This is a genomic window from Mesorhizobium sp. M2A.F.Ca.ET.043.05.1.1 (assembly GCF_003952445.1).
Lineage (GTDB): Bacteria > Pseudomonadota > Alphaproteobacteria > Rhizobiales > Rhizobiaceae > Mesorhizobium.
The window spans coordinates 2,008,291-2,026,911 of sequence record NZ_CP034446.1; the positions used below are offsets into that span (position 1 = coordinate 2,008,291).

General features: G+C 63.0%; 23 protein-coding genes. 11 read left to right on the forward strand and 12 right to left on the reverse strand.

All coding sequences use genetic code 11. The features are described from left to right. Positions 1-130: 130 nt before the first annotated feature. Together panB and panC are read left to right on the forward strand one after the other, a co-directional pair. Entirely contained in the window at positions 131-970 is an 840-nt protein-coding gene (gene panB / locus EJ069_RS09645) for a 3-methyl-2-oxobutanoate hydroxymethyltransferase (RefSeq protein WP_126061076.1), read from the forward strand. Beyond that, a complete protein-coding gene (gene panC, locus EJ069_RS09650) occupies positions 967-1,818 on the forward strand; it encodes a pantoate--beta-alanine ligase (RefSeq protein WP_126061077.1) in 852 nt (283 codons plus the stop codon). Before panB ends, panC begins: the two co-directional genes overlap by 4 nt. A gap of 104 nt (positions 1,819-1,922) precedes the next feature. Here panC and EJ069_RS09655 read toward each other — a convergent pair whose 3' ends face one another. Together EJ069_RS09655 and gatB are read right to left on the reverse strand one after the other, a co-directional pair. Next, positions 1,923-2,411 (reverse strand): GNAT family N-acetyltransferase, encoded by a 489-nt coding sequence (locus tag EJ069_RS09655; RefSeq protein WP_126061078.1) that lies wholly within the window; start codon positions 2,409-2,411, stop codon positions 1,923-1,925. 4 nt (positions 2,412-2,415) lie between these two features. Beyond that, positions 2,416-3,915 carry an Asp-tRNA(Asn)/Glu-tRNA(Gln) amidotransferase subunit GatB gene (gatB, locus tag EJ069_RS09660; RefSeq protein ID WP_126061079.1) on the reverse strand — a complete coding sequence of 500 codons (1,500 nt, stop codon included), beginning with the start codon at positions 3,913-3,915 and terminating at the stop codon, positions 2,416-2,418. A gap of 374 nt (positions 3,916-4,289) precedes the next feature. On the opposite strand from gatB, the gene EJ069_RS09670 reads away from it, so the two are divergent. Beyond that, positions 4,290-4,562, forward strand: a complete 273-nt coding sequence (locus EJ069_RS09670; protein ID WP_042643899.1) for a YjhX family toxin — start codon at positions 4,290-4,292, stop codon at positions 4,560-4,562. Between the two features lie 49 nt (positions 4,563-4,611). On the opposite strand, the gene EJ069_RS09675 is transcribed toward EJ069_RS09670, so the two are convergent. Beyond that, positions 4,612-5,043, reverse strand: coding sequence for a CBS domain-containing protein (locus tag EJ069_RS09675; RefSeq protein WP_126061080.1), 432 nt, complete (start codon positions 5,041-5,043; stop codon positions 4,612-4,614). 133 nt (positions 5,044-5,176) lie between these two features. Further along, positions 5,177-5,914, reverse strand: a complete 738-nt coding sequence (locus tag EJ069_RS09680; protein WP_126061081.1) for a rhomboid family intramembrane serine protease — start codon at positions 5,912-5,914, stop codon at positions 5,177-5,179. A 426-nt stretch (positions 5,915-6,340) separates the two neighbouring features. Here EJ069_RS09680 and EJ069_RS09685 point away from each other — a divergent pair, with 426 nt between their 5' ends. From EJ069_RS09685 to EJ069_RS09700, 4 genes are all read left to right on the forward strand, one after another. Further along, complete coding sequence (locus EJ069_RS09685) at positions 6,341-6,979, forward strand: PAS domain-containing protein (protein WP_126061082.1); 639 nt, start codon at positions 6,341-6,343, stop codon at positions 6,977-6,979. A gap of 172 nt (positions 6,980-7,151) precedes the next feature. Beyond that, a complete protein-coding gene (locus EJ069_RS09690) occupies positions 7,152-7,769 on the forward strand; it encodes a PilZ domain-containing protein (RefSeq protein ID WP_126061083.1) in 618 nt (205 codons plus the stop codon). A 241-nt stretch (positions 7,770-8,010) separates the two neighbouring features. Next, positions 8,011-8,616, forward strand: a complete 606-nt coding sequence (locus EJ069_RS09695) for a transglutaminase-like cysteine peptidase (RefSeq protein WP_126061084.1) — start codon at positions 8,011-8,013, stop codon at positions 8,614-8,616. Positions 8,617-8,873: 257 nt separating this feature from the next. Beyond that, entirely contained in the window at positions 8,874-9,425 is a 552-nt protein-coding gene (locus EJ069_RS09700) for an ankyrin repeat domain-containing protein (protein WP_126061085.1), read from the forward strand. 20 nt (positions 9,426-9,445) lie between these two features. Here the strand turns inward: EJ069_RS09700 and EJ069_RS09705 are convergent, their stop codons facing one another. Next, on the reverse strand, positions 9,446-9,973 hold the full coding sequence (locus EJ069_RS09705) for a gamma carbonic anhydrase family protein (RefSeq protein WP_126061086.1): 528 nt from the start codon (positions 9,971-9,973) through the stop codon (positions 9,446-9,448). A gap of 19 nt (positions 9,974-9,992) precedes the next feature. After that, positions 9,993-10,337 (reverse strand): hypothetical protein, encoded by a 345-nt coding sequence (locus EJ069_RS09710; protein ID WP_126064674.1) that lies wholly within the window; start codon positions 10,335-10,337, stop codon positions 9,993-9,995. A gap of 109 nt (positions 10,338-10,446) precedes the next feature. Here EJ069_RS09710 and EJ069_RS09715 point away from each other — a divergent pair, with 109 nt between their 5' ends. The 3 genes from EJ069_RS09715 to EJ069_RS09725 all read left to right on the forward strand — a co-directional run bounded on the left by EJ069_RS09715 (position 10,447) and on the right by EJ069_RS09725 (position 13,248). Then, positions 10,447-11,175, forward strand: coding sequence for a hypothetical protein (locus tag EJ069_RS09715; protein ID WP_126061087.1), 729 nt, complete (start codon positions 10,447-10,449; stop codon positions 11,173-11,175). Positions 11,176-11,256: 81 nt separating this feature from the next. Continuing rightward, on the forward strand, positions 11,257-12,495 hold the full coding sequence (locus tag EJ069_RS09720; protein WP_126061088.1) for a cytochrome P450: 1,239 nt from the start codon (positions 11,257-11,259) through the stop codon (positions 12,493-12,495). A 54-nt stretch (positions 12,496-12,549) separates the two neighbouring features. Next, positions 12,550-13,248, forward strand: coding sequence for a transporter substrate-binding domain-containing protein (locus tag EJ069_RS09725; RefSeq protein WP_126061089.1), 699 nt, complete (start codon positions 12,550-12,552; stop codon positions 13,246-13,248). Between the two features lie 23 nt (positions 13,249-13,271). On the opposite strand, the gene EJ069_RS09730 is transcribed toward EJ069_RS09725, so the two are convergent. From EJ069_RS09730 to EJ069_RS09755, 6 genes are all read right to left on the reverse strand, one after another. Further along, entirely contained in the window at positions 13,272-13,616 is a 345-nt protein-coding gene (locus EJ069_RS09730; protein ID WP_126061090.1) for a cupin domain-containing protein, read from the reverse strand. Between the two features lies 1 nt (position 13,617). Further along, complete coding sequence (locus EJ069_RS09735; protein ID WP_126061091.1) at positions 13,618-14,898, reverse strand: O-acetylhomoserine aminocarboxypropyltransferase; 1,281 nt, start codon at positions 14,896-14,898, stop codon at positions 13,618-13,620. 161 nt (positions 14,899-15,059) lie between these two features. Further along, complete coding sequence (locus EJ069_RS09740; RefSeq protein ID WP_126061092.1) at positions 15,060-15,581, reverse strand: CoA-binding protein; 522 nt, start codon at positions 15,579-15,581, stop codon at positions 15,060-15,062. Continuing rightward, positions 15,578-16,333 carry a GNAT family N-acetyltransferase gene (locus EJ069_RS09745; RefSeq protein WP_126061093.1) on the reverse strand — a complete coding sequence of 252 codons (756 nt, stop codon included), beginning with the start codon at positions 16,331-16,333 and terminating at the stop codon, positions 15,578-15,580. Before EJ069_RS09745 ends, EJ069_RS09740 begins: the two co-directional genes overlap by 4 nt. Before the next feature lie 10 nt (positions 16,334-16,343). After that, a complete protein-coding gene (locus EJ069_RS09750; RefSeq protein ID WP_126061094.1) occupies positions 16,344-17,126 on the reverse strand; it encodes an AAA family ATPase in 783 nt (260 codons plus the stop codon). 44 nt (positions 17,127-17,170) lie between these two features. Next, complete coding sequence (locus EJ069_RS09755) at positions 17,171-17,992, reverse strand: enoyl-CoA hydratase (RefSeq protein WP_126061095.1); 822 nt, start codon at positions 17,990-17,992, stop codon at positions 17,171-17,173. A 152-nt stretch (positions 17,993-18,144) separates the two neighbouring features. Between EJ069_RS09755 and EJ069_RS09760 the strand changes: the two genes are divergently transcribed. After that, complete coding sequence (locus EJ069_RS09760) at positions 18,145-18,609, forward strand: PaaI family thioesterase (RefSeq protein ID WP_126061096.1); 465 nt, start codon at positions 18,145-18,147, stop codon at positions 18,607-18,609. Positions 18,610-18,621 lie beyond the last annotated feature (12 nt).

An 18,621-nucleotide genomic window follows, 5' to 3' on the forward strand; every position in this document is an offset into this window, starting at 1 on the left:
CGGAACATAATGCTTCGTGCGCTAAATCGATGCAGCCGCTCCGCTGGCGGCAGGGCGGCTTGCAAAGCCTTGCCTGTCTTTCTAAAGCTCGACCCGCCCCCGGTTCGGGGCGCCTTCAGGGAGGTGACGATTGACCCGGAAACCGTCCGCCGACAGCCGGATCAACGCCGAAGATATCCGCCGCCGCAAGGGCGGCGTGCCGATCGTCTGCCTCACCGCCTACACCTACCCCGTCGCCCGCCTGCTCGATCCGCATGTCGACCTGATGCTGGTCGGCGACAGCGTCGCCATGGTTCTGCATGGCCACGCCACCACGCTCGGCGCCTCGCTGGAGATGATGATCGCCCACGGCCAGGCCGTAGTGCGCGGCTCGGCCAAGGCCTGCGTGGTGGTCGACATGCCGGCCGGCAGCTATGAGACCTCGCCGGCGCAGGCCGCGACGTCCGCGAGGCGCATTGTCGAGGAAACGGGCTGCCAGGCCGTGAAGCTCGAAGGCGGCGTCGACATGGCCGCCCAGATCGCGGCCATCGTCGCCGAAGGCATACCGGTCATGGGTCATATCGGGCTGCAGCCACAGTCGGTGGAAAAGGACGGTGGCTACAAGGTCAAGGGCCGCACGCAGGAAAACATCGCAGAGCTCTTCCGCGACGCCGAGGCGGTGGAAAAGGCCGGCGCCTTCTCGGTCGTCATAGAGGGGACGATGGAGGCCGTCGCGGCGAGGCTAACTCGTCATATTTCCATACCGACCATTGGTATCGGCGCCAGCGCCGACTGTGACGGCCAGATCCTGGTGATCGACGACATGGTCGGCATGACCGTCGACCGCGTGCCTAAATTCGTGAAGGAATACGCCAACTTGCGCGGCGTCATCGCGGATGCGGCGGCGCGCTACGCGGCCGAGGTGCGCAGCCGCGCCTTCCCCGGTGCTACCCATGTCTTCACGACGGCATCCGGCAAGGACGAGACATGAACCCTCCAATCGTCGTCAACAGCGTCGCCACCCTTCGCGCACAGGTCCGTGACTGGCGCCGGGCCGGACTCGGGGTCGCCATGGTGCCGACCATGGGCGCGCTGCATGACGGCCATATCTCGCTGGTCAGGATCGCGCTCGAACGGGCCGATCGCTGCGTCGTCTCGATCTTCGTCAATCCGACGCAGTTCGCGCCGACGGAGGACCTCGACAAATATCCGCGCCAGCTGGCCCGCGATCTCGACCGGTTGCGGGAGGCGGGCGCGCATCTCGCCTTCACGCCGGGCGTAAGCGAAATGTACCCCGCCGGCTTCGCCACCAAGATCTCGGTGGGCGGCCCCTCGTCGGGCCTCGAAACGGACTTCAGGCCAAGCTTCTTCGACGGCGTCGCGACCGTGGTGGCCAAGCTCTTCCTGCAGGCGGCGCCCGATTGCGCCGTGTTCGGCGAGAAGGACTACCAGCAGCTTTGCGTCGTCAGGCAGCTCTGCCGTGATCTGGACCTGCCTGTCGAGATCATCGGCGCGCCGACCGTGCGTGACGCGCACGGCCTCGCCATGTCGTCGCGCAATGCCTATCTGGGCGAAGCCGAGCTCGACATCGCGCGCCAGCTCAACCTAATCCTGCGCCGCGCGGCAGCGGCCCTTTCGGCCGGTGCGGATGAATCCGGCGCCACCGAAGATGCTGCAAAGGCGCTTGTCTCCGCGGGCTTCCGGAAGATCGACTATGTCGCCGCTCGCGCGAGCGTCACGCTTGCACCCTGGCGACGGGACGGCGACGGCCGCCTGCTAGCGGCAGCCTGGCTCGGCACGACGCGGCTGATCGACAATGTGGAGATTCCCTCCGCCTGAGCGTCCGCTGCCCGGTCGGCTGCCGATCCGCGGGCTGTCGCCGCCGTGACGCCTATTCTTCCGACGGCATATGCAGATACATCGACTGAATGCGCGCCGGCGATCTAGCCCAGCCGCTTTTCCATGATGAGCGCGGGCAATCCCGAACCGCCGCCGCAATCGGCGGTCCTGCCCGCCAAGCGGAACCCGTTCGCCTGGTAGAAGGCGATCGCCACGGCATTTGCTTCCTCGACTTCGAGGCGCAGCATATCCATCTCCGGAAAACTGGCCTCGACTTCGTCGAGCAGCGATTGGCCGATCCCCTGCCGCTGACAGCCTGGATGCACGTAGAGCTGGTTCAGAAGGACGATCTTCGGGTCGGTGGTAGCGGCAGCAAATGCCATGCCGCCGAGCCGCTTGCCGTCGTCAGCCACCAGGAACTCGGAATTCGGTCGCGTCAGCCGCGCCTTGAGCGAGGCGATCGAATGCCAGTCGTCGGTGATCGCCGTAACCCGCTCGGCGCCGTAGATGACGTCATAGGTCGCATGCCAGGTCTCGACCAGCAGGGCGCGGACCGCAACAAGATCGCGCTCGCTGGCGGTACGGACGAACATCGCCCTATTCGATGCCCAGCTTGGCCTTGACGAGGTCGTTGACCGCCTGCGGGTTGGCCTTGCCGCCCGTCGCCTTCATCACCTGGCCGACGAACCAGCCGGCCATGGTCGGCTTGGCGCGCGCCTGCTCCGCCTTGTCCGGGTTGGAGGCGATCACCTCGTCGACGGCCTTCTCGATGGCGCCGGTGTCGGTGACCTGCTTCATGCCGCGGCTCTCGACGAGCTGGCGCGGATCGCCGCCTTCGTTCCAGACGATCTCGAACAGGTCCTTGGCGATCTTGCCTGAAATGGTGCCTTCCTTGATCAGGTCGAGCACGGCGCCCAGCTGCTCAGGCGAAACCGGAGCATTTTCAATGTCTTTGCCAGCCTTGTTCAGCTGTCCAAGGAGATCGTTGATGACCCAGTTGGCGGCGAGCTTGCCGTCGCGCCCGGCGGCAACCTTCTCGAAATAGTCGGCGATCGGCTTTTCCGAAACCAGCACCGAGGCGTCATAGGCCGAAAGGCCGAGCACATCGACCAGCCGCGCCTTCTTGTCGTCAGGAAGTTCTGGCAGGTCCTTGGCGAGCGCGTCGACATAGGCTTGGTCGAACTCCAGCGGCAACAGGTCGGGATCGGGGAAATAGCGATAGTCATGCGCTTCTTCCTTGGAGCGCATCGAACGTGTTTCGCCCTTGTTCGGGTCGAACAGACGCGTCTCCTGGTCGATCTTGCCGCCGTCTTCCAGAATGGCGATCTGGCGGCGCGCCTCATATTCGATGGCCTGGCCGATGAAGCGGATCGAGTTCATGTTCTTGATCTCGCAGCGCGTGCCGAACGCGCCGCCCGGGCGGCGCACCGAGACGTTGACGTCAGCGCGCAGCGAGCCTTCGTCCATGTTGCCGTCGCAGGTGCCGAGATAGCGCATGATCGAGCGCAGCTTGGTGACGTAGGCCTTGGCCTCGTCGGCCGAGCGGATGTCGGGCTTGGAGACGATCTCCATCAGCGCGACGCCGGAACGGTTGAGGTCGACATAGGACATGGTCGGGTGCTGGTCGTGCATCGACTTGCCGGCGTCCTGTTCCAGGTGCAGGCGCTCGATGCCGACCTCGATGTCCTCGAACTCGCCCTGGCGGTCGGGACCGACGGAGACGATCACCTTGCCCTCGCCGACGATCGGCTGCTTGAACTGCGAGATCTGGTATCCCTGCGGCAGGTCCGGATAGAAATAGTTCTTCCGATCGAAGACCGACTTGTGGTTGATCGCCGCCTTCAAGCCCAACCCGGTGCGGATCGCCTGCTTGACGCATTCCTCGTTGATGACCGGCAGCATGCCGGGCATTGCCGCGTCGACCAAGCTGACATTGGCGTTGGGTGCGGCGCCGAACGAGGTCGAGGCGCCGGAGAAGAGTTTTGCTTCCGAGATCACTTGCGCATGCACTTCGAGCCCGATGATGATCTCCCAGTCGCCGGTGGCGCCGGGGATCAGGCGTTTCGCGTCGGGGGTGCGGGTGTCGATGATGCTCATGGAGGGCCTACGAACTTAGAATTCTCGGAGTTGCATTAATGCAAATTTCGCTGCGCAACTTCGCTAGTGCAAACCGCACGGAGAGACAAGCGCAAAGCCATCTACTGGCGTTTGCCCGCGCGTTCGCCTAAGAAGCGTGCATCCCAATGGAGAGTGGATGTCCACTTACGCTCAGTCCCGGTGAAGCCCTGACCTCGTAAGCGAGGCAGGGCAGAAAAACCTGAAACCCCGTGCCGCGATTTCTCGCGGCTGCGGCTTTTGTTGTTTTTCCCGGGACTTTATCCAATGGACATTTCGCGCAGCGCATGACCCCGAAAATCGGAACCGATTTTCGGAAAGGATCATGCGCCAACCAAGAGTACCACAGCGTCCTTTTGCGCGTCCAAGAGGACGCGCGGCGCTGTGGGGAACAGCGCATCCTGCACCTGCTCGCGCAGGGCGGGCGTATCGAAATCGAAAAGAACGAGAGCAGGAAGATCGCCTCCGTCCAGTGCTTGACCCGCGACGGCTGGCGCTATCCTGGCTTCGACCTGGAGCTCTTTCGAAAACTGAGGCGCAAGAAAGCGGTTTCCTCGACGGATGGCGGACCTTACCGCATCACCCGGCGCGGGCTGCAGCTCGTCCGCGCCGAACTCGACAACCGATAGAACGCGCCCACGCCGCCGGCTGGCAACAGCCGGCGGTTTTCACTCAAGATCAAGCAGTGGCGATGTATTGCTTGATCTCCTCTGCCTCGCGTTCGACATCCTCGATGCGACGCTTGACCACGTCGCCGATGGAGACGATGCCGTCGAGCAAGCCGTTTTTCTCAACCGGCAGATGGCGGAAGCGGCCCCTCGTCATGATCTCCATGACCTCGTTGACCGTGTGGTTTTCGTTGCAGATCTTCACCTTCGGCGTCATCGCCGAGCGCACGGCGATATCGAGCGCGGCGGCGCCTTCCCTGGCCAGGACCTTGACGATGTCGCGCTCCGAGAGGATGCCGACGATCTTCCGGTCGCCATTGGTGATGACGAGCGCGCCGATCCTGTGCTCGGCCAGCATTCGAATGGCCTCGCTGAGTTTCTCATTGGGCCCGAGCGTGAACACGTCATGGCCCTTGCTTTCGAGAATTGCCTTAACCGTCATGGCGTCCTCCACTGCCTTTGACGCCGGCTCCCCGCCCCGACCGGCTTTTCAGCCCCTGCGCCCCTAGGAAGACACCGGGTGCTTAGCAAACATGGTGCGCCGTGATTGGTTGCTTTTCAAGTGCGCCTAAGGACTAGGCTGCAGCCAGCGGGCGGTCGAAGAAGCGCAATCCGAAGAAGCCGGCGATGAAGCCGCCGATATGGGCTTCCCAGGCGATCTGGCCATCGACGCCCGGCGCGACGCCGAGCAGGCCGGTGGCCAGATTGATCACCATCCAGACGCCGAGAAAGGTCATGACGCCGCGCAAGCGCAACACGGCCGCGATCGGCAGCGGCTCGCCGGCGAAGGCCGCCCTGCCGGATGACCGGTCGATGCGGAAGCCATAGCGCGCGGCCGCGCCCATCATGCCGGAAATCGCGCCCGATGCGCCGACGAGCGGCACCTCGCCGTAGGGATGCAGCGCCCAGAACAGAACAACCGAAGCCAGCCCGGTCACCGCGTAGAATATGGCGAAACGCAGCGCGCCGAGACGATTGGCGAGCGGCGAGCCGAAGGCCGCAAGCCAGATCATGTTGATGGCGATGTGGGCAAAGCCACCATGCATGAACGCATAGGTGAATGGACGCGTGAACAAGAACCAGTCGAAGCCATATTTGCCGGTGTAGAGCACCGGAATGAAGGCTCCGTCGTAGAGCAGCGTCATCTGCTGCGTCTCGCTCAGCACATATTCCTGCAGCAGATAGACGACCGCGCAAATGGCGATCACCGCAAGCACGACCGGCGGCAAGTTGAACACCGGTTCGCGACGCCCGGGCTCGGGCGCCTCGTCCGGCGACGGTTCGGTTTCAGCGGGGCTTGCCGGTTCGCTCATGCGCCTTCGCAGGTCTGGGACTTGAGGTTTCGGCGAGCATGTAGATCACGCCCGTTCGAATCACAAACGGCTAATCGCCACAGCGTCCCAGCAGAAAAGGGGCGAATCAGAACAGGGTCGAATCAAAAAGAAGGCCGTCCAGGTGTCCCCCTGAACGGCCGGTCGAGTCCCCTGCTCCCCGTAAACTCGTGACTGAAGTGCTGCCGATCGCTGCTGAAACGACCGTTTTGGAGTGACTTTTGTGTGCCACGGGCCTCGGCAGCGCGCAATGTAAACCATTCGTTAACCTTAACGACCCCGAGGCGTGAACAAACGTTAACGATACTGGCACGCATCCTGCTCCGCACCGCATGAAGGTCATCGGAGGGCGCCCTGTCTGTTCGCCGATGGGACATCAAAAGACAGATTGTGCGGAGCGGAATGGAAATGAAAGAAAAAGGATCGATCGCGCTGTTCCAATATTGGAACCAGCTGCGTGATGGCCGCCTCGCCCCGAAGCGATCGGAAGTGGAGCCGGCCGACATCAAGTCGCTTCTGGCCGACACCTTCATCCTCGAGCGCGATACCCGCGGCGAAGCGGTGTTCCGGCTGGCCGGCACGAGGCTCTGCGCCTATTACGGACGCGAGCTCAAGGGCTTCTCTTTCCCTTCGTTGTGGCGCGAGAAGGACCAGCGGCTGGTGTCGCGGTTGATGCAGGGCGTCTTCGACCAGAAATCGGTTCTGTTCATGACTTACGAGGGATTCAGCCGCAACGGCCGCTCCAACAAGTTCGAGCTCCTGGCGCTGCCGTTGGACGGGGGCCACGAGAACCCGCGCTGCCTCGGCATCATCAGCACCGCCGAAAAGCCCTTCTGGCTTGGCGCCGACCCGCTCGCCGACGCGCTCATCGAAACGATCCGGGTGATAGATCCCGACAAGGAACCGATGTTCCTGAAGAACCGGCCGGCGATCGAGGTTCCCTCGCTCGTTCCGTCCGAATTCGATCCGCCGGAAACCATTTCGGCGCTCGGCCGTGTGCGCCGGATCCGCCACCTCGTCGTCCTCGACGGCGGACGTCACGAATGAGCCCGGCCGCGCGGGATTTTCCCCTCGCGCGGTTAATTTTTCCACGTCGCGCGAGTCTCATGGCCAGGGCTTTCGCGGCCGATTTTTCCCGTTTGTTAACCTGCTTCGCTGTAGTTTTTCGGGCGAAATTCCACGCATCGTCGCGCGGAATGCCAATGGGGTGTAGGCAGTCATGAGGTCAGCGGCGGTAGAATTTGCACCGTCACGAGCTGAGCGGCGCAATTTTCAGCGTGTCCGGGTCAAGATTTACGGGCGCTTCATGCTGGAAGACCGCACCGAGCATCCATGCCAGGTGATCGATATGTCACCGGGCAATGTCGCGCTGCGCACCGACCGCATCGGCATGCCAGGCGAGAAGGTCATCGCCTATATCGACCATATCGGCCGCGTCGAGGGCATCGTGACGCGCACGTCGCCGGACGGTTTCGCCATGACTGTCATTGCCTCCGATCGCAAGAAGGACAAGCTTGCCGCGCAGCTCACTTGGCTTGCCAACAAGCATGAGCTGGACCTGCCCGAGGACCGTCGCCACGAGCGCGTGGCGCCGCGCAATCCGATGAGCGTCCTGCAGCTCACCGACGGGCGCCAGTATCAGTGCCGCATCATCGACCTGTCGCTCTCGGGCGCAGCGATCGAGATCGACGTCAAGCCGGCGATCGGCATCCAGGTCATGCTTGGAACCATGCGCGGCCAGGTGGTGCGCCATTTCGAGGACGGGGTAGCCATCGAATTCGCCGTCATTCAGCGGCCGGAAACGCTCGACCAGGAATTCAACGCGCCGCGGTCCTGACGCAAGCCACCGCAAAGCGAAAACGAACCGGCCCTCGGCGGCTGGTTTTTTGTTGCCCGGTTTTCACCCGAAATAGGCCACCCGGCACCTACCAAATCTTCACAAATCTGAACAATCCAGGCCCACGGTAGTTCAAATTTTATGCTTATTCTACTGGCGTTTTACTCAATGTCTACTTCGGGTTTTTGCGTCAAATAAATCCCAACGTGGCACAGTCTCCTCAAACGGGGAGACTACAAGAATGACAATGACGAGGGGCAAGCTGTTGCTCTTGGCAATGGCGATGCAGCTTTCCGCCTGGGGCACGGCAAGCGCAGGACCGATTTTCATGCATACGGGTGGCCGCACCACCCAGCCGGTCGGTCACTATGATTTCTGTCAGCGCATTCCGGTCGAATGCAACGAGCGGACACCGAAGGGACCGCCGGTCGAGCTGACGCGCAAGCTGTGGGCGACGATCATCAACATCAACAATTCGGTCAACGCCCGCGTCAAGCCGCGCACCGACATGGAAATCTACGGTGTCGAGGAATACTGGGCCTATCCCGACCATGGCGTTGGCGATTGCGAGGACTACGCGCTGGAGAAGCGTCGCGAGCTGATGGCCACAGGTGTCCCGGCCGGCAATCTGTTGATGACGGTGGTGCGCCAGCCGAATGGCGACGGCCATGCCGTGCTCACCGTGCGCACCAGCCTCGGCGAGTTCATCCTCGACAATCTCGAGCCGAAAGTGCTCGCCTGGAACGATACGGTCTACACCTATCTCAAGCGCCAATCGACTGAGAATTCCGGCGTTTGGGTGACGATCAACGACGGCCGCGAGGACGCGGTCGCCAGCGTCCGCTAAGGCGCCAACGCGATCGGGCACGTCGCGGTGACGCGGCGGCGTGCCCAGGAAGAAAGCCCGGTCGAGTCCCCACCCTCCCCGTCCCCAACGACCGGGTTTTAGGAGCCGGCCCCTGTCCCCGGGGCCGGCTCCGCTGTTTCAGGCCGGGCCTGTCGAGGGCAAACGATCGGGGTTCAGCCGAGGGCCACAGGCCGGGCCGGCCTTTCCGAGCGAGTCGGAAGGGAGCAATATAGCTCCGTTCATTGCGGATGAAGGCGATGCTGGAAGTCCCTGAGGATCGCGGCGCCCGCCACCGGCTGTTCAAGGCCATAGACGAAGCGTTCAAGGCCGGAGATTTCGCGGCCCTGGGCGTTGCGCTCGGCGGCTTCGCGCGCTGGTTCGACGAGCGGATGCCGTTCGAGCTCGGCCTTGGCCATCCGCTGGAATATGCCATCTACTGGAGCCCGACCGCTTTCATCACCGCCTTGCTCGATGCCGGCTCGAACCCGAACTATGACGATCCCGCCGGGTTCCCTTCGATCATAGCGGCGTTGTCGACGGAGCGGCCGGACCGGCTTGACGTCATCCATATCCTGCTCGAGCATGGCGCCGACCCGAACATGCGCGGCGTGAACGACTGGACGCCCCTGCACTATGCGGTATCCCGGCGCGACGCCGAGGCGATCCACCTGCTGTTGCTCTCGGGCGCGGACCCATCGCTAAGAACCCGCGTCGACGACTATGAGACACCATTGGAAGGCGCGGAAGAGGCTGGCTTCGAGGCCGGCGCCTTTCTGCTGCGTGAAGCGATGAACAGCCGCCGCGGATGACGCGCGGAGCGCGGCCGTCGTCATACCACCGTCAGCCTGGCCTTGAAGCGTTTGGCATTGGCCACATAGTGGGCGGCCGAGGCGCGCAGGCGCTCGATCGCCGCATCATTCAGCGTCCTGATCACCTTGGCGGGTGAGCCGACGATTAGCGAATTGTCCGGAAAGACTTTGTTTTCCGTCACCAGCGCGCCGGCGCCGACGAGCGAGTTGTTGCCGATCCTGGCGCCGTTCAGCACGATGGCGCCCATGCCGATCAGGCTGTTGTCGCCGATCGTGCAGCCATGCAGCAGAGCTCTATGACCGATCGTGCAACCTTCGCCGATGGTCAGTGGAAAGCCCGGATCGGTGTGCATGATCGTGTGCTCCTGCACATTGGTGTCGGCGCCGATCGTGATGGGCTCGCCATCGCCGCGGATGGCGACGCCAAACCAGAAGCCGACATTGCGGCCGACCCGGATATTGCCAATCAGCGTGGCATCGGGCGCGATCCAGTTCGTATCGGCGTCCTCGAACTCGGGCGCCTTCCCATCGATCGCATAGACCGGCATTTTTCGTCTCCGATTCGTCTCAACCAGCGAATTCGAAAGACCCTAAATTGGCGGTCGCCCAGGACGCAATGGCGATGAGCACGACACCAAGCGCCAGAGCCCAGACGATGGCCGTGCAGCCGCAGGACAAGAGCGCCATCGTGCCGATGCGGCCTTCGCGGCGGGCGGTCAGGGCTTCGTTGGTGAGCATGAACGGTCCGGCGCAGGCCGTTGCCGCGAGCGAGCGCAGGATTTGGACGGGCGAAACATAGGGCTCGGCAAAGGCCAGGCGCCGGCCTGACAAAAGTTCCATGGCCGATCCGGACAACCCGCAGGCCGTGAGACCAACCGCAAAAGCGTAAAGAACAAGCAGAACGGCACCCATGTTTACCAACCGTTTACCATGAAAACGCACAGTCGTGCCAACGCGCTGCAAGAGCCATGCCGCGCAGGCTGTGCCGCCGAAGGACAGGTGGGCGGATCGGGAAAGAGCGATGAGAGACGCAACGGCTGCCGAGAGCCCGGACTTCGAGGTCGTCGATTCGACCCTGATGAAGCGGGTCTTCTATATTTTTGCGGCGCTGGCGCTGCTTTCGGTAGCGATCAGCCTCGGCGGCAAATGGCTCGGACGGTCGATCGCCATGGCGGGCTATTCGGATGACACGACGGTGCGCCAGGTCGTCATGGGCAACAATCTGATCAGCGTGCCGGCGAACTTCATCCGTTTCGATCAGGCTAGGCGCGACGGCATCGCCTCGCGGCTCGATCTCTATCTGCGTTATCCCGAGATGGACGGCTACAGCGCGGCCGCGCGCGACGACTTCAACCACACCACGACCAGGAAGATCATCTTCCTGTCGTTCGAGCCGCGCATGATGTCGCGCGACATGAGCGGCCGTTTCGCGCCGATCTACAGCGCCCTGATCGAAAAGCCGGGTACGCCCGGCCCGGGCGGCACAACGGTCTACGCTTTCACGGAAAAGTCAGGCTATCTCAACGAGGTGCTGGCCGTCGCTGAGCGTCCCGGCAAGGATCCGTTCGTCGCCCGCTGCCTCAGCGGGCCGAGCGCGGACGAATCGCTGGCGCCTTGCGAGCGCGACATCCAGGTCGGCGACGATCTCAGCCTCACCTACCGCTTTCCGCGCGAGTTGCTGGCGAACTGGCCGGCGCTGGACGCGGCGATTGCCGCCAAGGTGGCGAGCATCCTGAAGGCGGGACACTGAGGGGTTGGCTCAACGCTTCTCCGCCTCGGGCGCCAAGACATTGTCTGGCATCGCGCTGACAAGGCGCGCTAAAGATCGACCATGAAGCCAGCCTATCTCGACTTTGACACATCGAACCGCCACCTGCGTCTGGACCCGCACGAACCGGCCTTCGTGCAGAGCCCTTACGAGGCCTATGCCTTCCTTCATGGCACTGCCAACGCCTTCTTCTGGGAAGACTACGGCTTCTGGTGCTTCGGCGGCTTCGACGACGTCAACCGCTTGCTGCGCGACCGCCGTTTCGGCCGCCAGAACCCGGCGGGGATTCCCGACAGCCGCGGCGTGGGGGACGACCGCTCGCATCTCGCGGCGTTCGACAAGATCGAGGCCAACTCCATGCTGGAACTCGAGCCGCCGGTGCACACGCGGCTCAGAACGCTGGTAAACCGCGCCTTCGTCTCGCGCCAGGTCGAGCGGCTCAGGCCGCGCATCGAGACCTTGGCCAACGAGCTGGTCGACCGCTTCCAGCCAAACGGCGTCGACCTTTTGCCGGCCTACGCCTCGCCCCTGCCGATCACCATCATTGCCGAGATGCTCGGCGTTCCGGTCGAGATGGGGACGCAACTGCTCGGCTGGTCGCATCAGATGGTGGCCATGTACATGCATGGCCGCACACGCGAGGTCGAGGACACAGCCAACCGCGCCGCACGAGATTTTGCCGCCTTTCTGCGCGGTTACGTCGCCGAGCGGCGCAAGAAGCCGGGCGATGATCTGCTTTCCCTGCTGATCGAGGCCCAGGACAACGGCCAGAGGCTGTCGGAGGACGAGCTGGTGTCCTCGGCCATCCTGCTTCTTAACGCCGGTCATGAAGCGACGGTGCACCAGACCGGCAATGCGGTGCGCTCGATCCTGGCCCAGGGCGGCGATCCACGCCGGTTCTTTGAAATGCCGGAGAAAAACGTCGCGACGGTCGAGGAGTGCCTTCGCTTCGACGCGCCGCTGCACATGTTCCTGCGCTATGCCTATGAGGAGATCGAAGTGTCACCAGGCATCGTGGTCAAGCCCGGCGAGATGGTTGCGCTTCTGCTCGGCATGGCCAATCACGATCCCTTGGCTTTTGCCGAACCCGACACCTTCAATCCGGCCCGCGCGGACCAGAAGAACGTCTCCTTCGGCGCCGGCATCCATTTCTGCATCGGCGCGCCGCTGGCCAGGCTTGAGCTGCAGGTGTCGCTGAAGACGCTGTTCGACCGGCTGCCGGAACTACGCCTGGCGGAAACGCCGCGCTTCCGCGACACTTATCATTTCCACGGGCTGGAACGGGTTGCCGTGACTTTTTGATCGGCGAATCGATCCTGCCTCGAGCAGCTAGAATTGTCGTTCGGGAACCTAGACATGAAATTCGCCTACCTGCAGGAACCACCCTTCTGCTTCACCGATGCATCGGGCTTGGTCGTCGGCTGCGACGTGGAGCTCGCCAAGCGGATATGCCAGATGCTCGGGCTGGGCGAGTTTTCTCCCGTCGAAGCCGAGTTCGCTGAACTGCTTCCCGGGCTGGTGGACAACCGATGGGACATGACGACCGGTCTGTTCATCTCGGATGAGCGCAAAAGGCTCGTTGAGTTTACGCGCCCGATCTGGTCGTTGCCTGACGGGCTGATGGTCGCGAAGAACAATCCGTTGGGGCTGGAGGGCTATCGCTCGCTTGTCCGGCACCCTTCAGCGGTGCTTGCCGTGATATCTGACCAGGTTCAGCATCAAACCGCGTTGCAGAACGGCGTCCTGCCCGATCGGATCAGGATGTTCGCGACGCAGGCTCAGGCGGCGGAGGCCGTGGCGAAGGGCATGGCCCAGGCCTATGCCAGCGTCGCCATGGCGCATCGCGGCTACATTGCCCAGCGCCCCGATGCGCGGCTCGATGTCGTCGACGTTCCTGCATCGGAGAAGCAGCCTGCCGCCGGCGCGTTTGCATTGGCCAAGAGCGACGCCGCGCTGCGCCAGCGGATCGATCGATGCCTGAGTGATCTACTCGGCAGTCCTTGGCACCGGAAGATGATGAGCGAATATGGTCTTTCCGATGAGGATGTCGACTGACTGTTGTGATCCGGCCGAAATCGTCAAAGCTTGATCACATATTCCTTGCGCGTCGTCTCGAGCACTTCCCAGCTGCCCTTGAAGCCCGGCCTCAGCACGAAACTGTCGCCGGCCCGCACGGTGCGCGCCTCGCCGCCGTCCTCGGCGATCACCGAGACGCCGGACAGGATGTGGCAGAACTCCCATTCGTCGTAAGAGATGCGCCATTTGCCCGGCGTCGCTTCCCAGATGCCGGCATAGAGACCGCCGTCGCGCTCCTCGACATTCCAGGTGCGGAATTTCGGATCGCCCGAGATCACCCGGTCCGGGGCCGGCGCACCGGCCTCCGGCTCGACGCTGTCGATATTGACCGCAAGGAAGGCCGGCATATCAGACCTTGCCGAGCGCCTGTTCGAGATCGGCGACGATGTCGTTGACGTCCTCGATGCCGATCGACAGCCGTACCGTATCCGGTCCCGCGCCGGCTTTGACCTTCTGCTCGTCGGAGAGCTGGCGGTGCGTCGTCGAGGCCGGATGGATGACCAGCGACTTGGTGTCGCCGACATTGGCGAGATGCGAGAACAGCTCCAGCGCCTCGACGAATTTGACGCCGGCCTCGTAACCGCCCTTGAGGCCGAATGTGAAGACCGCGCCGGCGCCCTGCGGCGAATATTTCTTCTGCAGCGCATTGTTCTTGTCGCTCGGCAGTCCGGGATAGTTCACCCAGGCGACCTTGGGATGGTTGGAGAGCCAGCCGGCGACGCTTGCGGCATTGTCGCAGTGGCGCTGCATCCTGAGCGGCAGCGTCTCCAGGCCGGTCAGGATCAGGAAGGCGTTGAAGGGCGAGATAGCCGGGCCGAGGTCGCGCAGGCCAAGCACGCGCGCGGCGATGGCAAAGGCGAAATTGCCGAAGGTCTCGTGCAGGACGAGCCCGCCATATTCGGGCCGCGGCTCCGACAGCATCGGGTATTTGCCCGACTTCGACCAGTCGAACGTGCCGCCGTCGACGATGACGCCGCCGATCGAATTGCCGTGACCGCCAATGAATTTTGTCAGCGAATGCACGACGATGTCAGCGCCATGCTCGATCGGCCGCACCAGGTAGGGCGAAGCCAGCGTGTTGTCGACGATCAACGGCAGGCCATGCTTGCGGGCGATGTCGCCGATCTTCTCGATGTCGACGAAAATGCCGCCTGGATTGGCGAGGCTTTCGATGAAGATCGCCTTGGTCCTGTCGTCGATCTGGTTCTCGAAGGTCGAGAGGTCGTTGACGTCGGCCCAGCGCACTTCCCAGCCATAGTTCTTGAAGGCGTGGCCGAACTGGTTGATCGAACCGCCATAGAGCTTGTTGGCGGCGATGAAATTGTCGCCGGGCTGCATCAGGTTGTGGAAGACGATTACCTGCGCGGCGTGGCCGGAGGCGACGGCAAGTGCGGCCGTGCCGCCTTCAAGTGCTGCGACGCGCTCCTCGAGCACCGCCTGCGTTGGGTTCATGATGCGGGTGTAGATGTTGCCGAAGGCCTTCAGCCCAAACAGCGAGGCGGCATGGTCGGCATCGTCGAAAACAAAGGAGGTGGTCTGATAGATCGGCGTGGCCCTGGCGCCGGTTGCCGGATCGGGCTTGGCGCCGGCATGAACGGCCAAGGTGTTGAAACCGGGCGTACGGGTCATCTAAATCTTCCTCTCCTGATCTTCGAAAAAACGCCGGGCATTCTTGGCGAAGCCCGGGTTGGAATGCAAAGAAGAAAATATCTTTCCGGGCGCGATCTGCGACGAACGGCCGAGAAAATCCGTTTCTTCCCGGAATAATTTTGCGCGCGCCGCTAGGGCGCCTACTTCTGGCGCACGCCGAAGCTCTGAAACCCCTGGCGCATCAAGGGTTTCTTCGACGACAGAACGCCGGAGTTGACGCCGGTCCAGCCGATCTCGCCTGACAGCTTGCCGTATTCGATCTTCGGGCAGCGGTTCATCACCACCTTGATGCCGGCCGCCTCGGCGCGGGCGGCGGCCTCGTCATGACGCACGCCAAGCTGCGTCCAGACGACCTTGGGCAACGGGTCGAGCTTCAGCACTTGGTCGATGATGCCGGGCACTGCCGAGGAAGCGCGAAAAATGTCGATCATGTCGACCGGCTGTGGCAGGTCGGCTAGGCTGGCATAGACAGTGCGGCCCAGGATCTCCTTGCCGGCATGGCCGGGGTTGATCGGGAACACCGAAAAACCTTTGGCCAATAGATATTTCAGCACGAAGTAGCTCGGCCGCACGTCGTTGGGCGACGCGCCGATCATGGCGATCGTCTTAACCGAGTTCAAAATGCCGGCGATGTAGGCGTTGTCGTAAGTGTCGTGATTCATGCTGCGGTCGTCTTCCTGCGGTAATGGTAGCGATAGAGTTCCCGGCTGAAGCCGAGCGAAGCGTAAAGCGCGCGTGCGGGCGTGTTGTCGGCTACCACCTGCAGGCAGCCAGCCCCGGCACCTGCCCGCCTGGCCCAATCAATCAGCCCGCCGACCGTCCTGCGACCGAGCCCCTGCTGCCTGAATCGGGCGTCGGTTTCAACCGCCTCGACGACGAGCAGCCCGCTGCGGATGACGCCGAAGGCAAAGGCTGCGATTTGGCCATCGCGCTCGCACGATACGAACGCCCTGTCGCTCACGATCAAGCTCGTCATGTAGCGAAAGATGCCGCGCTCGGCGTCATCATAACCCCCTGTACGGAAGCGTGCCTCGAACCAGCGCTCGCTGGGTGTCGGGGAAACCGTGACGTCGTCATAGCTGCATCCCACCAGCGCATCGATGCCGGCATGGAGATGGATGGTCCCGCCTTCCCAACTGTAGCCGCGACGCTCAAGCTCGGGTTCCAGCTCCGCGGCGATATCGGGTATGCGAAACAGCGGAGCCTGACCGTGGCCGGTGTAGAAAGCTTCGGCAACGTCGATCACCCGCTCCGGCGCGCCGCGTTTGCCACGCAAGGGGTTGGCAGAATTGCTGCGCCGGATACGGCCGCCGGAGCGCCGCAGCACCCAGCCATCGGCAATGGTTTCGAGCGCCGATGGCCAGGCCGAGCGGCACGCCTCTTCCATCCGCCAGTTGAGATCGTCCAAAGTCATGCGCTCGCCACTACTCGTCGTCATCCCGCAGCGCCTCCTCCATAAACATCTGTGGGTCGCTGCAGAAGTCGCGCATCATGCGAAAATGGTCGGTGTCCTGAAAATCGATCGGGTCGAGGCCGAAGCGGCTGATGCGGAAGAGCCGCGCATTCGGACAGGCCATCAGCAGCGGCGAGTGCGTCGCCATGATCACCTGCGCCGTGCCGGATTGCTCCATGCGTTGAAGCAATTTGAGCAGCTCGATCTGGCGCGTCGGCGACAGCGCGCTTTCGGGCTCGTCGAGGATGTAGATGCCTTGCCGGCGGCAGCGCTCCTCGAAGAAGCGGATGAAGCCCTCGCCATGCGACCAGGACAGGAAGTCGGGTGGCGGTGGCCTGAACGGATCTTCGAGCGCAACCTTATCGAGATAGCGCGCGACCGAGTAGAAGGATTCAGCGCGGAAGAACCAGCCGGCTGTGACCTTCGGCAGCCAATGGCCGCGCAGCGTGTCCGCAAGCGCCGCGCCGCTTTTGTCGATGGCGATGGAATGATCTACCGGACGATACCCCTTGCCGCCACCCGCCTCATCATAGCCTGCCAATGCTCCGATCGCTTCCAGCAGCGTCGATTTGCCGGTGCCGTTCTCGCCGACGATGATGGTGATGGCCGAGGCGAATTCGAACTCGAATTCGCGGTCGCGAAAAATCGGCAGGTTCCAGGGATATTGGTCCCAATCGGCAACCCGCGAGGGCTCAAGCAGGATGCGCTTGAGGTAAGGCGCTTTCAGCCGTGTCAGTTGCTTGCGGGCAGCCACGTCGAACCTTCAGCGATGGAATGGCGCGGCTCCATTCAACCCGGCTACTCGTCGGACCATTCCGGCTTGCGCTTGCCGATGAAGGCGCCGATGCCTTCCTCGGCGTCGCGCGCCAGCATGTTTTCCACCATCACGCGGCCGGTATAGGCATAGGCGTCGGCCAGCCTCATTTCGGCCTGGGCGTAGAAGGCTTCCTTGCCGGTCTTGACCACCAAAGATGACTTGGAAGCAATGGTTTGGGCGTATTTGTTGACCACCTGGTTGAGATATTCGCGCGGCACGATGCGGTTGATCAGGCCGAATTCCTTGGCGGTCACAGCGTCGATCGTCTCGCCGGTGAGCAGCATTTCCATCGCCTGCTTGCGCGAGACATTGCGCGACAGCGCCACCATGGGCGTCGAGCAGAACAGGCCGATGTTGACGCCAGGCGTGCAGAAGGTGGCCTCATGCGAGGCGATGGCGAGGTCGCAGCTCGCGACCAGTTGCAGACCAGCGGCGGTGGCGAGACCGTCGACCTCGGCGATGACCGGTTTCGGGTGGCGAACGATGGTCTGCATCAACTTCGCGCAGGCAGCGAAGGTTCTTTCGAAGAAAGCTTTGCCGCGGTCCGGCTCGGCGCGGTGCGCCGTCATTTCCTTGAGGTCATGACCGGCGCAGAACACTTTTCCCGACGCCGCCAGGATGATGACTCGCACGGATTTGTCGGCCTTCACGCGATCGAGTTCGGCCTGCAGCGCTGCCATCGTCGCCAGCGAGAGCGCATTGGCTGGCGGGCTGGCGAGCGTGAGGCGCAGGATGCCCTTGTCCTGGCTGACAAGAATGGGGCCGTCGGCGACGGCGGGCTTGATGGCAACAACTTCAGCCATGTCCAACCTTTCGGGTCAGCGCTCGCGGCGCATGGAGCAACAGAACTAGCACGCTGCTGGTTGAAGAACAGCCGCGAGGCGTGCTTTCTCCGTCACACCGTTTGGTCCAGGCCTATCGCCCGGAGCTTGTCACCTCATATAGGACGTTGCCCATGCCCGCCCAAAGCGATCTGAAGCCAATGCTCAATGCGGCCGAAGTCAATGCGCTGATGGCAAGCGTCTATCCGCAGCTCAACGACAGTTTCACCTCCTACGAGGCGATCGACGTGTTTCCCGGCGGCTGCATGGTTCGGCTCAACGCCGACGAACGGCATCTGCGTCCCGGCGGCACGGTGTCCGGTCCGTCGCTGTTCACGCTGGCCGACATTGGCGGTTATGTCTGCGTGCTCAGCCATGCCGGACCGGATGCGCTTTCGGTGACCGTCAACCTCGACATCAATTTCATGCGCAAGGCCGAAGCCGGTCCGATCGACGGCCATTGCCGGATCCTGAAGCTCGGCAAGAGCCTGATGGTGTTCGACATCGACATCGTGGCGGGCCCGGATGGGCACACTGTGGCCCATGCCACAGGGACCTACTCGATCCCGAGGAAGCGAATAAACGACAAGCCCGCCTGACGTATTGCCGGA

Excerpts from the sequence above, each read along its gene's own strand:
- EJ069_RS09740 (WP_126061092.1), bottom strand. The coding sequence starts at position 15,581 with ATGAATCACGACACTTACGACAACGCCTACATCGCCGGCATTTTGAAC.
- EJ069_RS09730 (WP_126061090.1), bottom strand. The coding sequence starts at position 13,616 with ATGCCGGCCTTCCTTGCGGTCAATATCGACAGCGTCGAGCCGGAGGCC.
- EJ069_RS09735 (WP_126061091.1), bottom strand. The coding sequence starts at position 14,898 with ATGACCCGTACGCCCGGTTTCAACACCTTGGCCGTTCATGCCGGCGCC.
- EJ069_RS09680 (WP_126061081.1), bottom strand. The coding sequence starts at position 5,914 with ATGAGCGAACCGGCAAGCCCCGCTGAAACCGAACCGTCGCCGGACGAG.
- EJ069_RS09690 (WP_126061083.1), top strand. The coding sequence starts at position 7,152 with ATGAGGTCAGCGGCGGTAGAATTTGCACCGTCACGAGCTGAGCGGCGC.
- EJ069_RS09710 (WP_126064674.1), bottom strand. The coding sequence starts at position 10,337 with ATGGGTGCCGTTCTGCTTGTTCTTTACGCTTTTGCGGTTGGTCTCACG.
- EJ069_RS09675 (WP_126061080.1), bottom strand. The coding sequence starts at position 5,043 with ATGACGGTTAAGGCAATTCTCGAAAGCAAGGGCCATGACGTGTTCACG.
- EJ069_RS09715 (WP_126061087.1), top strand. The coding sequence starts at position 10,447 with ATGAGAGACGCAACGGCTGCCGAGAGCCCGGACTTCGAGGTCGTCGAT.
- EJ069_RS09760 (WP_126061096.1), top strand. The coding sequence starts at position 18,145 with ATGCCCGCCCAAAGCGATCTGAAGCCAATGCTCAATGCGGCCGAAGTC.
- EJ069_RS09695 (WP_126061084.1), top strand. The coding sequence starts at position 8,011 with ATGACAATGACGAGGGGCAAGCTGTTGCTCTTGGCAATGGCGATGCAG.
- gatB (WP_126061079.1), bottom strand. The coding sequence starts at position 3,915 with ATGAGCATCATCGACACCCGCACCCCCGACGCGAAACGCCTGATCCCC.
- EJ069_RS09700 (WP_126061085.1), top strand. The coding sequence starts at position 8,874 with ATGCTGGAAGTCCCTGAGGATCGCGGCGCCCGCCACCGGCTGTTCAAG.
- EJ069_RS09705 (WP_126061086.1), bottom strand. The coding sequence starts at position 9,973 with ATGCCGGTCTATGCGATCGATGGGAAGGCGCCCGAGTTCGAGGACGCC.
- EJ069_RS09745 (WP_126061093.1), bottom strand. The coding sequence starts at position 16,333 with ATGACTTTGGACGATCTCAACTGGCGGATGGAAGAGGCGTGCCGCTCG.
- panC (WP_126061077.1), top strand. The coding sequence starts at position 967 with ATGAACCCTCCAATCGTCGTCAACAGCGTCGCCACCCTTCGCGCACAG.
- EJ069_RS09655 (WP_126061078.1), bottom strand. The coding sequence starts at position 2,411 with ATGTTCGTCCGTACCGCCAGCGAGCGCGATCTTGTTGCGGTCCGCGCC.
- EJ069_RS09725 (WP_126061089.1), top strand. The coding sequence starts at position 12,550 with ATGAAATTCGCCTACCTGCAGGAACCACCCTTCTGCTTCACCGATGCA.
- EJ069_RS09755 (WP_126061095.1), bottom strand. The coding sequence starts at position 17,992 with ATGGCTGAAGTTGTTGCCATCAAGCCCGCCGTCGCCGACGGCCCCATT.
- EJ069_RS09685 (WP_126061082.1), top strand. The coding sequence starts at position 6,341 with ATGAAAGAAAAAGGATCGATCGCGCTGTTCCAATATTGGAACCAGCTG.
- EJ069_RS09720 (WP_126061088.1), top strand. The coding sequence starts at position 11,257 with ATGAAGCCAGCCTATCTCGACTTTGACACATCGAACCGCCACCTGCGT.